This window comes from Candidatus Methanodesulfokora washburnensis (genome assembly GCF_003947435.1).
In the GTDB taxonomy this organism is placed as follows: Archaea; Korarchaeota; Korarchaeia; order Korarchaeales; family Korarchaeaceae; genus Methanodesulfokora; species Methanodesulfokora washburnensis.
Genome location: NZ_RCOS01000163.1, coordinates 1 through 12,481 on the forward strand (window position 1 = coordinate 1; position 12,481 = coordinate 12,481).

Annotated in this window: 18 protein-coding genes; 9 read left to right on the forward strand and 9 right to left on the reverse strand. The window is 42.2% G+C overall.

The features are described from left to right. Positions 1-644 (forward strand): DUF5700 domain-containing putative Zn-dependent protease (locus tag D6D85_RS16565; RefSeq protein WP_161969904.1); only part of this gene is annotated, 644 nt, incomplete at its 5' end. A 131-nt stretch (positions 645-775) separates the two neighbouring features. Here the strand turns inward: D6D85_RS16565 and D6D85_RS14115 are convergent. Both D6D85_RS14115 and D6D85_RS14120 read right to left on the reverse strand, forming a co-directional pair. Next, entirely contained in the window at positions 776-976 is a 201-nt protein-coding gene (locus tag D6D85_RS14115; protein ID WP_125672679.1) for a hypothetical protein, read from the reverse strand. A 185-nt stretch (positions 977-1,161) separates the two neighbouring features. Further along, positions 1,162-2,187, reverse strand: coding sequence for a hypothetical protein (locus D6D85_RS14120; RefSeq protein WP_125672680.1), 1,026 nt, complete (start codon positions 2,185-2,187; stop codon positions 1,162-1,164). A 350-nt stretch (positions 2,188-2,537) separates the two neighbouring features. Between D6D85_RS14120 and D6D85_RS14125 the strand changes: the two genes are divergently transcribed. The 5 genes from D6D85_RS14125 to D6D85_RS14145 all read left to right on the forward strand — a co-directional run bounded on the left by D6D85_RS14125 (position 2,538) and on the right by D6D85_RS14145 (position 5,091). Continuing rightward, positions 2,538-3,173: a hypothetical protein gene (locus D6D85_RS14125; RefSeq protein WP_125672681.1), complete on the forward strand. Its 636-nt coding sequence runs from the start codon at positions 2,538-2,540 to the stop codon at positions 3,171-3,173. A 54-nt stretch (positions 3,174-3,227) separates the two neighbouring features. After that, complete coding sequence (locus D6D85_RS14130) at positions 3,228-3,695, forward strand: PaREP1 family protein (RefSeq protein ID WP_125672682.1); 468 nt, start codon at positions 3,228-3,230, stop codon at positions 3,693-3,695. 255 nt (positions 3,696-3,950) lie between these two features. Beyond that, the gene (locus D6D85_RS14135; RefSeq protein WP_125672683.1) at positions 3,951-4,214 is read left to right on the forward strand and encodes a hypothetical protein; all 264 of its coding nucleotides are present in this window, start codon (positions 3,951-3,953) and stop codon (positions 4,212-4,214) included. A 3-nt stretch (positions 4,215-4,217) separates the two neighbouring features. Beyond that, complete coding sequence (locus D6D85_RS14140) at positions 4,218-4,589, forward strand: toxin-antitoxin system TumE family protein (protein ID WP_125672684.1); 372 nt, start codon at positions 4,218-4,220, stop codon at positions 4,587-4,589. Between the two features lie 205 nt (positions 4,590-4,794). After that, on the forward strand, positions 4,795-5,091 hold the full coding sequence (locus tag D6D85_RS14145) for a hypothetical protein (RefSeq protein ID WP_125672685.1): 297 nt from the start codon (positions 4,795-4,797) through the stop codon (positions 5,089-5,091). A 68-nt stretch (positions 5,092-5,159) separates the two neighbouring features. Here D6D85_RS14145 and D6D85_RS14150 read toward each other — a convergent pair whose 3' ends face one another. The 5 genes from D6D85_RS14150 to D6D85_RS14170 all read right to left on the reverse strand — a co-directional run bounded on the left by D6D85_RS14150 (position 5,160) and on the right by D6D85_RS14170 (position 8,175). Then, complete coding sequence (locus D6D85_RS14150) at positions 5,160-5,606, reverse strand: nucleotidyltransferase domain-containing protein (protein ID WP_161969905.1); 447 nt, start codon at positions 5,604-5,606, stop codon at positions 5,160-5,162. Between the two features lie 101 nt (positions 5,607-5,707). Then, positions 5,708-6,439, reverse strand: a complete 732-nt coding sequence (locus tag D6D85_RS14155) for a hypothetical protein (protein WP_125672687.1) — start codon at positions 6,437-6,439, stop codon at positions 5,708-5,710. Between the two features lie 124 nt (positions 6,440-6,563). Then, the gene (locus D6D85_RS14160) at positions 6,564-6,992 is read right to left on the reverse strand and encodes a nucleotidyltransferase domain-containing protein (RefSeq protein WP_125672688.1); all 429 of its coding nucleotides are present in this window, start codon (positions 6,990-6,992) and stop codon (positions 6,564-6,566) included. Further along, positions 6,973-7,410: a HEPN domain-containing protein gene (locus D6D85_RS14165; RefSeq protein WP_161969906.1), complete on the reverse strand. Its 438-nt coding sequence runs from the start codon at positions 7,408-7,410 to the stop codon at positions 6,973-6,975. The genes D6D85_RS14160 and D6D85_RS14165 overlap by 20 nt, the downstream gene beginning before the upstream one ends. A 120-nt stretch (positions 7,411-7,530) precedes the next feature. Further along, positions 7,531-8,175, reverse strand: coding sequence for a Uma2 family endonuclease (locus tag D6D85_RS14170; RefSeq protein WP_125672690.1), 645 nt, complete (start codon positions 8,173-8,175; stop codon positions 7,531-7,533). Between the two features lie 101 nt (positions 8,176-8,276). Here D6D85_RS14170 and D6D85_RS14175 point away from each other — a divergent pair, with 101 nt between their 5' ends. Further along, positions 8,277-9,296 carry a TolB family protein gene (locus D6D85_RS14175; RefSeq protein ID WP_153184018.1) on the forward strand — a complete coding sequence of 340 codons (1,020 nt, stop codon included), beginning with the start codon at positions 8,277-8,279 and terminating at the stop codon, positions 9,294-9,296. Between the two features lie 96 nt (positions 9,297-9,392). Here D6D85_RS14175 and D6D85_RS16570 read toward each other — a convergent pair whose 3' ends face one another. Together D6D85_RS16570 and D6D85_RS14180 are read right to left on the reverse strand one after the other, a co-directional pair. Next, positions 9,393-9,542 (reverse strand): hypothetical protein, encoded by a 150-nt coding sequence (locus D6D85_RS16570; RefSeq protein WP_161969907.1) that lies wholly within the window; start codon positions 9,540-9,542, stop codon positions 9,393-9,395. 37 nt (positions 9,543-9,579) lie between these two features. Next, positions 9,580-10,710 carry a hypothetical protein gene (locus tag D6D85_RS14180; protein WP_125672692.1) on the reverse strand — a complete coding sequence of 377 codons (1,131 nt, stop codon included), beginning with the start codon at positions 10,708-10,710 and terminating at the stop codon, positions 9,580-9,582. A 692-nt stretch (positions 10,711-11,402) separates the two neighbouring features. On the opposite strand from D6D85_RS14180, the gene D6D85_RS14185 reads away from it, so the two are divergent. Next, positions 11,403-11,867, forward strand: coding sequence for a hypothetical protein (locus tag D6D85_RS14185; RefSeq protein ID WP_125672693.1), 465 nt, complete (start codon positions 11,403-11,405; stop codon positions 11,865-11,867). Positions 11,868-12,160: 293 nt separating this feature from the next. Continuing rightward, on the forward strand, positions 12,161-12,421 hold the full coding sequence (locus tag D6D85_RS14190) for a HEPN domain-containing protein (protein ID WP_272914448.1): 261 nt from the start codon (positions 12,161-12,163) through the stop codon (positions 12,419-12,421). Positions 12,422-12,481 lie beyond the last annotated feature (60 nt).

A 12,481-nucleotide genomic window follows, 5' to 3' on the forward strand; every position in this document is an offset into this window, starting at 1 on the left:
TTTACCTCACAGTCGATCCCTTTAATCAAGGGATGATTCGTCCCGGAAAGGTTTTTCTGAGCATACTTCAGGAAGAATTCACTGAAGAATTGTTAAAGGGGCTTGCTCATGAATTTCATCACGCTGGAGCATTCTATTGGCTGGATAGAAACCAGAAGCTGAAAGCCTTGAAAAGCTCTGATGAACATGCCCGCATGCTGGCTGAAATCTTCACCTACTTTGTGACAGAGGGTCTGGCAAACTGGTATTTTTCGCTTTCTCGTCTTAAATTATTGCCCGGTGTGGAAAATAGAATGGAGAGAATAAAGAGACTTGAAGAAGAAATGCCGCAGTTAATAAAGACTACAGAACAATTATTAGAATGGATTTGTGAACATCATGAACCTATTGAGGATATCAAGGCTCTTTTTAACTCCCTCTCTATGGATACATCAGGGTATGGTATTCCAGCCGGGCACTTCCTGTCTGGAAGGATGGTTGGCATAATGGACAACAGCAATGTCAGCAGAGAAGAAATAATAGGGCTCGTAAAACATCCATTCAACTTCTTTGATCTGTACAATAAAGTTGCTCCCGAGAACATCAAGCTAAATGCTGCACTTCTTGAAAAAATAAGAGGCAAAATCGAGGAATGGACAAAATAATTGGACATCTCTAGGATGTGTGATTCTAGAAAATTACAGAGGAAATAGGAAGAGAGCACCTCAGAGGATTAAGGATCGCTTAAGAAGCTCCCACAAAGGTTTTAACAATTTTAGGATGCTGATATAGTAATCTATAAGAAAGAAAAGGGGCTGACTGGCAGCTTTTCTCCGATCGAAGCCTCCTTAAGGTATTTTTCTGCAAGCTCAACACGGGCTTCAACAACAGTCTTGGGATCTATCTCAAGCATAGAGGTTATGAGATCCACTAAACCTAACCCTCTCCTATTGATCTCCTCAACAAGCCTCTCAGGAATATAGACCGATGTAGACATATCTTGACATAACCTGTTTCCCTTATATAAATTTTGCAATAAATCGACAGTCTGTTAATGGGCTTTCTGTTGATTGTGACAGGCTCTCCTCATTTTACAGGAGATTTCATATCTCTGGAGAGGATGTAGCTTATTAAGAGCTCACAATAAGGATGAGGGGATTCCGGAAGGTTTTTCTAAGGCTTTCAGCCTTCGGATATTCTGTACACAACTTCAGTTCCGTAGAGCTTAATCTTGATTTCAGAGGGCTTTTCCTTTACATAAAAGGTACCTCCTACCGTCACAGTTTTCTCCTCCCCTGGATTCACGAATCCGCGTACGAATGGTAAAAAGAACTTATCATTGGCATACATCTCGAGATGATGGAGCCCTATTGGGTATGCCTCTGTGTTTCTGATCGTTATCGTGATGTTCTCCATGAACCAGCTTCTGGAGAAGTTCTCATACCCCAATTTCACCTCGTCTATCCTCACCTCCGGTCTCAGGGGCTCAGTTATGTAAGGAGCATTCTCAATGCCTGAGACGGAAATCGTAAATACATGCCTCTCATCTGGATCTACCCCACCAAATATGGATAGCTCGACTCTCTCCCTACTTCCGGGCATTATGGCCTCCTTTGATGGCGTAAAGAAGAGGGGATTACCATCCACACTAAGTACCACAGGATTGAATAGGGGACAGGCGAGATACAATGGGACATCGCCTGTGTTCTCCACCTCGATCAAGATCTTATCTATCTTCGGCTCTTTCTCCTTTATATTTCCCAGCATATGCGTTATTACCGATATGCTTGTATTCAATATCCTTATGCTTCCGCTCACCCCTTTTACATTGATCTCCCTCCTGAGCACCTCCTCATCATCGATGAACGCCTTCACCACATACTTTTTCGGGCCCACTATGTTCTCGCAGATCTCATTAATGGCTAGATATGCAACTTCCTCCGGAAGCTCCGCCTTATATGAGTCTATCACTTTTCCCTCTGACGTCAGAAGATAGAATTTAACTGGATATTTATCAGTCTTAAAGAAGATTTTTATGCCAGGACAATGGCTCACCCAGAATGGCCCCTCAATTTTAGACGTCACGATATCCGTCACTTCGATGGATTTAACAATGAGAGAAGGCTTGGTTGTTATGTATATAACCAGTATGGCGAGTAAAATAATGACAGCCATGCCTGCTCCGGTGGCAATCTTCATCAAGCTCATAAGAAAATATGTAGTGTCCTAATATATATTTTTCTGGGGTTCTCAGCTCTCAGCTAATCTGAAATAGAGTGCATTAGCTCTAACCCTTGCAATCAATGATCGATATCTGCAATTAGTATTCCTGCGATCTTTATCACTATAACTTTTTATTTATCTGTTGGAAATATGCTATATGAGCAAGAAGCTTGTCATGCTCGGGATGATCCTGCTAATTTTGGGGTTTCTTACTCCGATGATGCCCGTATTAAAAGCTTACTTCAGATATAGCGAGGCGAACAGTTTCTGCAGATCTGCTCTCGGGGTTCTTGGCTATCTTTTTTTTCGGTAGTCCGGCGAGAGAATGTGGTGCAATGCTTAGCATACTTGGGTTCTGGGATTGGTACCTGCTATCTCTTGTGATGTTCTTTTCCCTGATCTTAATGGCAGTAGGTATTGTGGCAGTTGTTGCAGGCTTGACAGGAGAAATAAAGATCTCTCCTAAAAGGAGATATTCAATAATCATAATCCTGATCTCAATTGTCTACCTTCTTGCGATCCTAGGATGCGTGGGAGGCTACTTAGATGCTATGAGCACAGCTGAGAAATACAAGGGGCTGGTCGGAGATCTTGCCAGAGCTACTTTTACATATATAAAAGATACAGAAACACATTTAGCGAATGCTGATAGATATCTGGCTAATATCTCCAGATACCTTTCTGACACCGCCAGATACACAAAAGAGGGAAATCTAGAGGGTATTCAAGCTTCCATTCTCAACGCTTCAGATTCCCTAAACAATGTCTCAGCTGCTCACATTGATATCCTACTACGATTCCTCCCATTTGCCTCATATTACCTCAATGAGACTATTGATTGCCTAGATAGATTTGAAAATGCCTATAGGCTTGCCTCATCTTGTGCGGAAGGTGGTCTCATGGCCACAATAATCTTCCTGATCATCCTCTATTCCCTGATCAGGAAATATAAGAGTGCATACATTGCATAATTTCTACACTGACTAACATTTCATCTTTATAAGGGTGTTCCGGGAGCTCTTATTATGCCGGCCGTCATCGAGCTTCCAGAGGAGATCTACAGAGCTCTGGAGAGCAGGGCTAGGGCACTGGGCAAGGATATTGTTGACGTTGCTATCGATAGCATGGTCAATCTTCTGGACCCCAAGACCAGAGTGGAGGTGTATCTAAAGCTTTATGAGAAATATCTCAGCGAAGCAGAGGAACTGTACAAAAGAAAGGATCTGTCCCAGTCTGGAGAGAAGTACTGGGGTGCTGTCGCAGCTCTGCTTAATGCGATCGCTGAGAAAAAAGGATGGCCACATTACAGCCACAGGGACTATGCAGATATCGTTGAGAGGATTTCTGAAGAGCTTAAAGAGCCTCTTGGAAGGCTTTTTGCAAGTGCTGAAAGATTGCATGCAAATTACTATCATAACTTTCTCACAGAACTCAACTTTGAGGCCCACAGAGAGGATGTTCTTGAGCTTTTGAGGAAGCTGAAGGCACTGTAGATTCATCAGCAGATTTTGGAGATGTAAAGTAGCATCTAGTTGTGGAAGAACTGTATCTAACATGACAATAACGTTTCTCCTTCGCAATCACATCATTCTTAAGGCTTTGTTAAAGAATAGTTTAAATCAATGATTAATGTTCCACTCCGAGGGAGCTTAGGGGGGATAAAGAGGAGGAAAAAAATCGAATTTTATAACAAAAGTTTAAACTAAAAACTTTTTATTGAAATCTTGGTATGAAGAGGATTGAAAAGCATGGAAGCTGATCTCGTTCGAAGAGGGCTGGAGGAGCTCATCAGAAGCATTGACCTAGAGCTGGCAAAAACAGAGGTCAGATTAACAGCAATTGCCGAGAAATTCGGCTTGAGCTCATGGAAGGAGCTTGAAAACTTCTTTAAAAGAGGAATAGATAACCCAGAAATAGATCTCGCTTGGGCTGAGTACTGCTATCTAAAGGACAGACGTGAGTCCCTCTTAAAGGATAGGGAGAGGGCTTTTCAGCTTCTCTCTAGGGGCTAAAATTTGTCCAGACTTGCTGAAGTACTTAAATTAGTGAGGGAAATTCTTGGTGAGCATAAACCCGTAGTAGAAGTTATAGAGCATTTCCTGGAGGACGAGAAAGAATATCTAAATATTAGAATAGTTATTGAGTATAAAAATGCTATAGCTATAATAAGAGAATACATATATAGGGAAACTGTGATAGCGTATGGGTACTATTTCAGAATGACTGGTTATGAGGAATGGTGGGATAACAGACCGCATCATCAAGAGTTGCCTACATATCCAGATCACAAGCATATCGATGGAAAAATCGAGCCGCTAGAAAAGCGATCTATCGAGGAGTTCCTCCGTCATTTAGGGGAATTACTTGCAATGCATGTGCATAGTTAACAACTTTCTTGAGATCTCTTCTTAATCATAGAGGCTTCCATAAATTATACAAAATACTGGAATTATCAACTGAAATGTGAATTTTTAATTAGTTCCGGTGCGGAACTTAGTTCCACTGTGGAACTGAATTTCATGCATAAGCTCAAACTGAAAAATGTTACCATAACATTTTTATCGGGTATACTGGTAAAAAGCGGGGGAGTGAATGTCCGACATCGAGGAGATGTTGAGGAGGATAGATGACCGCACAACTCTCCTCTGGTATGACAGATTGATGGAGAGGACTGGGATGTACGAAGCCTCGGCACTGGATAAAGCAGCTGTGATAATCGGAGCAAACATATTTGCTAGGTTTATGCTAAAGTTCGGTGCGGACAAGCATCCATTGAGAGCCTTTTTCCTCAGCCTGCTTGCGATGTTTGGGCTTTTTATAGTAGTTGGACTGGTGTTTGCCGTGACATGCTTTGCACTAGCAGCTCTGATTTTTCATCCAATACCATAGCGCGCACCTCTCCAGATATTTCAAGCAGAGCTTCATCCTGTAATTCACTTCAGATGGATCTATCATTTTTATAACTCTATTGCCTTGAACTCCTTTGTCCTCGGCTTCCACCCATATTTTCCATCTCTTGTCCTGTATCTCTCCAGTTTATCCTTTACAGCATTTTTAACCCTTTCAAATAGCTCCCTTAGCCTTCCGGATGGGTCATAAAGTATTATTGAATCCCATATTATGTTGAGCAGTAGTGAGTTTATCTCCAGATCATTTCTGAACAGTTTATCCTCATCCGCATCTATAACTGTCAAATCCCTTTTCACAACGCTGTGCAGACAGTGATATATCTTGAACCTTCTGTCTTTATCCCTGAAGTTCCTTACGACAACAAAGAAGTCTAAATCACTCCTATCTGAGGCTTCACCTCTGGCCATACTCCCAAAAAGCGAGACAGCCACTATCTTATCACCTAACTGCTTGACCAGATTCTCGCAGGCCTCATGCACCAGCTCAAGTTCCATCATAAAGTAAGAAGCTTCATCATTTAAAAGGATAATGCGTGTCAGAAAATGAAACAGATTGATGAACACTAGAAGGAAATCCTCTGCGAGTGTCCGCAGTATCACAATATTTTTCCCACTATGAGCTCCACATCCTCACGTTCAGCTATTCTCTTCAGCTCCTTTGCCACATCCTTCTCAGCTGTCTGAACTACCAAAATCTTTCTGGGTTCCTTGCCATATGCTTTTCTGACTTTCTCAGCCTTTCTAAGGAGCTTCTCTATCTCCTCAGGGGATTTTGCATGGGCTGTTATCTCAGCAACTATGAGGGGATCCTCAAGGAATGCATCTATCTCCTCACCCTCTATAACAGCAGGCTTCAGCTCTCTGTCGGCCGGGATCTCCTTGTTCCTTCTCATCCTATCCGTGAGGAACTTCCTGACAAATTCCTCAAAAGTCATGCCTGCATATCTGCTTAGCTCTCCAAAGGCATACATTATCGAGGCGCTTAGTCCCTCATAGATGCGATCCATTCTCTTCTCCAAGCGGCTCTGCTGAGCCTGGAGGTTCCTTATGACCTCAAGCATCGCCTTTATCTCCTGCCAGATCTTCGTCTGCTCCTCCTTTATCGCCTTTATCTCCTGCCAGATCTTCGTCTGCTCCTCCTTTATCGCCTTTATCTCCTGCCAGATCTTCGTCTGCTCCTCCGCCATCAGGCTCATCTGCTCCACCAGCTTTCTGACCTGAGAGGAAAATGAGAACTCAGGGTAAAGCTCCGCCATCTTCTCCATAAGCTTTTTTGCTTCCTCAGGCTTACTTTCAAGCTCCTTCATCAGCTTCTCCACCAGGGACATTGTGATGTTGTACTTTTTCCAAATAAAAAGATATATTATATATGAAAGTATATTGAATTGCTGGGAAATAACAGAACTCATCCAAGGCTCTCAAGATTTCATGAACTATAATTCTTTTAAATTACTAAAGCGAAAATACGACTCTTCCCGGTCTTCTCAGCTTGAAAACCCCATCCTTCTCATCGTACACTATTCCTCTTTCTTCAGCCTTTCTCAGGATCTCCCTGAAAACTTCCTTTATCCCTCCTCTATCGTATGCAAATATTGCATCTCTTATGAGGTTCAGGGTCTGCCAGCTCGGAACCTTCTTCAGGCCCTCTATATCATATACTAGGACCGTTACATCCCTTTTGAACCTCTCAATCAGTCCACTGAACTCATGATAGAGCTTATCCTGCTCCTCCAAGCTTAGCTCCCTCTCCGTAATTACAAAGACATCTATATCGCTTCTCTCGTTGTAATTCCCTCTTGCGAGAGATCCAAATAGACCAGCTGCAAGTATCTCTTTCCTTTTCATGGCAATTTTCCTTATCTCATCCAGTATTTCCATCATGCCAGAACCTCCTCAGGAACTCCTCAGCCTTTCTCACGGAATCCTCCGATTTAAGAAGGAGATTTGAGGCCACATCCTCTGTGCAAAGCTCGGATGGACTCCTCCACACCCCTCCCCTTAGTCCCCCATAGGTGGAGCGTCCATGCCAAGGAGCTGCCTCTCTAGCATGTCCAGCAATTTTCATGAACTCATTTTCGAGAAGGCCTTTTTTGACAAGCCTCTCAATCTGCCCTGATGGATCATGCGTCCACTCATATGCCTCAAAACATGATATAATGGCTTTTGCAGCCTTTTCTATCGCAAGTTGCGCGTAGTGAACCACGGTAACCCAATCCTTCAGCTCATAATATCTTCTTGCCCTCTCAAAGTCCTCCTTTGCCTCCCTGAGTAGCCTGAGAGATTCCTCTTTGTTGTCCACAAGCAATAAAGGATGCCCAATTTAAAAATATTTGGAACAATGGTGAAATTTTCCTTCTTCCAAAAGTACTACTGTCTTTCTGCTTTTCTAGCATTTCTTTCAGCTTTTTAAGAGAAATGGTTAAAGTTCTCCCCTTAAAATCATTTGAAGACACTTATCTGCCGGTGGAAGAGGCTCAGAGAAGAGCCAGTCAACTTCGATGAAGAAACCAGGAATGGCACTGCTCTTCACCCTTCCCCTCTCAACTTTCTTTACCTCATACTTTTTCCCCTTAAGTCTGTGCAGAAAAAGAGCTTTTTGCTCCATATCAACAGCCCAGTACTCTGGAATACCGGAAAGAGCGTAGTCCTCTGCCTTCTCTCTGAGATCCAAGGTTCTTGTGGATGGGCTCACTACCTCCACCACTAGAACAGGAAGGACATCAAGGGGAACACCTTTAGCCCTTGGCACATCCTCCTTAGCTATTACGAAGATATCGGGCTCCCTGATGACATCAGGCAATATTCTCACCGCAGCAGGACCTGTTAAAACCTCACCACAGCCCTTTATCTCACAGTATCCATCCAGAAGCCGGACCAGAAACTTCACAAGCCTCTGATGCTCGGCAGTTGCAGGGGAATGCATGATGACCTCTCCTCTGACAAACTCCCAGATGAGGTCCTCAGGGGCCTCCCTTAAATACTGCTCAATCGTCCATCCTCCAAGACGAAGCAGATATGGCTGCCTAATTAGCTTCTCTTCCTCATCAATAACCCTGATTTTCATCCCTCATAATCACATTGCTGCCTAAAAAGCTTTCTGACAAATAGGTGCAATTTCGCTAAACTTATAATAAAAGTACCACTTAAAATTTGCAGAAGGTAGAGATGGGAGGGATAGTAAGAAATCTGGTAGTAATCCTGATTATTTTGCTAGGGGTCATCTTGTACCAGATCTCAACTCAAAAATCTTTTCAGAACATTTCTCAGAACGTTACTCCTTCTCAGAATTTCACAGCCCCTCGAAATGTTACTCAGAAACATCCTCAGAACATTAAATCCGAAGCAGAGAATGTCACTAAAGAAAAGAATGTTGCAGCCCAGAACATTTCTCGGTGGTGGGCAGGAGCCATCGCTTTCCAAAATTGGGACGCTAAAGACATCTACTTTCTCTTTCCCAATGGCACCATTATAAAATTGCCCTTACCAGCCTTTGGTGGATTCTCAGTGACACACAACGGCACAATAGCGTATACAGAACTTATAGATAGCGAGGGAAAGCCCACTCAGGACTTCTCAAAAGCAGTAGGGTCTAAAATAGTCGTGTTTTCCTTAATTGAGAACAAGGTATTATTCACAGTATCACCGGGGAGATGGAACTGTTGTCCATGGTGGACACCGTGGCAGGATCTAGTGTTTGTCTCCACTAATGCAACCTATTCTTGGCAGAATAAGTCCCTTTACATTCTGAAGAAAGATGGAAGCTTGGTTAAATGGACTAAAACCCCCACTCATCCCAATTGGTCTCCTGATGGAAAATATCTGGCGTTCGAAGAGCCTAGAGAGAAAATTGTTTATATAAATATAGTAGATTCCTCTGGTACAACATTGTTTGTAACAGTAGGAGTAGTGCCAGCTTGGAGTCCGGACGGAAAGTTTCTAGCATGCATAACAGCTCCCTTCCAGATTGGGATCAAACTAATTGATATTGAGAATAAAGAAGAGAAGATGATTTTCACAGGGGGTGTAGATATGTCTGTTCGTAGCCTTGCCTTTTCACCAGATGGAAAATATGTAGTATTTTCTGGAAATAATAAAATTTTCCGGATTAATATCGACGGTAGCAATCTTAAGGAGCTTGCTCATCTTCCTTTTGATGCATTCCTGCTTCAGTTTGTGCCTCCCTGAAACTTCAGCACTAATCTTCTTTCCATGTGCAAAGAATATGTAAGCAAACACATCATCCCTGCTGAGATTCTCTTCGAAGATCCACTAAGGTTGATGTCAAACATTCACCTCAATCCTGTAAACCACGGGCATGTAGCCGAGGTAGTAGTATCCCCTCATTTCCTTAAACTCCTCAATAACTCTCTTCTCCTCCTCGCTCAACCTTTTAGCTAAATCAAGAACCTCAGGAGGCTTTGAGTTGGGCATGATGCGTACCTCACAACTGATTAGTAGCCTATTGGTATCAAGGTTGTCCTGAAATGAAATGCTGTGTCGCGTCTGAATCGCAGTCAAAGCAACTCTGCCATTCTGGCATCCAAGTGCAATGCGCGTTGCAGTAGCCGTAGGGAGAATAACAGCATTGCAGTACATATGCATAATTATGAAACATATAATATCCAGCCTGAGGGTTTGTGGTCTTATAGGGGGTTTTGTAAGTGTACCATATGCTGTTTGCATTCTTGTTTCCTTCCCAGATAAGATCATGAAAACCGGTGTAACCACTTATTTGTGCTGAGTAAAACCATTTCACCTGTATTGAGTTTATCATATATCCAGGAATACTGCGACCCGTGCCCTCTTCCTTACAATACCCGGATTTGGCGAGATTCCAGTAGTAATTCAGGTCAGTAGTGTATACCGATGTACAGAACTCCTTTACAGGTCTTTCTGATGCGTCTGGTGTACTCGAGTAATAGCAGCCCACCCAAACCCTGCCAGCCTTAGCCCAGTTGTAGATATAATACCATGTTCCATCAGGAGGTGGATACTTTGGAGGATTACAATATTCTAATGAATAAGCTTCATTCTCTGATATTAGATCAAGCATGAGATAAGCCCCATAATATCGAGCTGAGGATACTAACAAATCCATTGCTACCTTCATCTTCTCCAGCGTCAGGTTTATCATCTCCTCAGTGCTCATCCCTCTGTCAATCCAGGAGACAAGCTCCCTGAGATACTGATATTCAACTCCCCCTCTCGCTATCTCTATCTCCCTCTTTATCTCATCGCTGAAATCCCCCTTTATCTCCTTTCTGAGGAGCTCGGATAGATAGAGCTCATAAAGCCTCGGTGTCTTGTATATCTCCTCTCTATACCATCTCTCCTTGGCTTTAGAGAGGTAAAACAGATCCACTATGTTGTCAGGCGCATATATTGTCGCATTTTTAACTCTGTAAAAGGAATACCTCTCAAATCTGGAGAAGTTCTGGAAAATGGACTCCTCCTCCCTGGAAAATGGTATGCAGATTTTCCTACTCTCCTGAGGTGCTGGGGAGATGCTAGTCTCACTGCTATTAGCAATTGCCTTTCCGAAGCTAAGTACAGAAATAGATACAATTATCAGAAGTATTAATGGGACGAGCCTTCTCATAATTCTCTCCCTTAAATAAGAAAGACAGGAAGAATATAAACCTTAAGTTAAATACATAAGAGAAATGTAGCTTCAATTATCAATTAATAAAATTTAAAAATAGGTAAAGAAGGTGCGCGTAGCAAATGCGCTTGGGATCCGTTTACGTTTAGAAGCATCAAAGAGGTGACATTACATAAATTCAGAATAATAAGGAAGAGGAACTCCCCTACTTAACTGCTGTGTAAATCACCAAAGAATTAATCTATTTAAACATTACTAGGCAATTTATGGGCACAGCTTTATTTTCACTAAGAAACTTTGGCAAGATGCTGGCAGAAGCTGTGCACAGACTACTCACTCAACTGATTTGGTTGTCCTGATCATTATTGCCTTTGCCTTGACTTTGACCGCTGGATGGGATCTGGTCCAGCATAATCTATGGATATATTCGTTATTTTTAGCCGTATTCTTCGGATGGGGTATTGTTTATGCAGTTTATGTGCTAAGAAGGGACCAAAAAGGATTCCTAGAACCGGAATTGTCTTCCTGATTATCGTTATTTTAGTTACCACTGTCATGATGATTGCCATTATGTTAGCCTGTTAAATGCTCGATTATTGAAGAAAATACCTTTATATTCGGAAATAGGGGTTTCTCATTAACACTATGATCATAAAAATTTATTAATACCTTAGCTAAATTGAGACCGGATGAGATCTGCTCTAATCGAAATACCGGTTTATCTCGTTATTTTGATCATAATATACTGGATCGAAGCAATAGGAATTGAGCCTGCCGAGCCTGTTGCACTCGTAATAGTCTACGCTCACTGGTTCTTCCTCGGTTTCGGCCTCATGGCTGTCGGTCTTCCTCCAGCATATGTGATAAAAAAGCTCTACGACAAATTGACCTCAAAACTGCCTGAGAAAATTCTTTTTTGGATCAAGGAAAGCAGAAAACGTTATCCTGATTGGCATGAATACACTGATTGGGGTTTCTGGCTTGGATTCCTGCCTTTTGCGTTTGGTGGAATTGTTATATTTGTAATTCCTTATATTGCAGGGATTAATATCCCCTTTGAGCATATTTTTTATGGACTTCCAATAGCTGGGGCTTTCTATCTCCCCCTCTCTACTACTGACTTTATGGAGAGGAAGGTGGGGATAATAAAATAGAGCTCCTCTTCTTTGCGTTTGGCTTCAGATATGGGATTCCGCTTGCAGCTTCGACATTTAAAAAGATGCCTGAGAATTTTCATTAGAGAAAAAGTTGGATGAAACTCAGCTCCATTGATGCGATATCCCGATCTCCTCAACATTAAATAACTTTGGGGATAGCAGAATAGATGCCTCACATCGATGAAGTAAGAGTTCTGACTTTCAATCCTCTTTGCATTGAGAGGTATACTCTAACAATTTACCCATAGCAGCAGGCTTCTATTTAACCTTTTCCACAAACCATCCTCTCGATCACCGATGACAGGGAGAAAACCTTAAGAGCTCTCTCCAGAGTGCTCAAGGAAACTTATATATCTTTTATTAGATCTTCTTCTCAAAGTATTCAGAAATACAAGGACATGGGGAAATTTTTTAAAGAGAGAAAGAAAATCTTCAGGCTGATGGAAGACTCCTATATCTCATCAAGATATCTTTCGAGAGAATTTACAAAGGAGGAGGCAGAGGAACTTCTGAATGCAGCAGAGGAGGTGTTAAAATGGAGAAATACATAGATGTGATGATTGAGAGGGCAAGAATGGTAAGAGAATGGGAGATTTATGTGGAGAGAATAG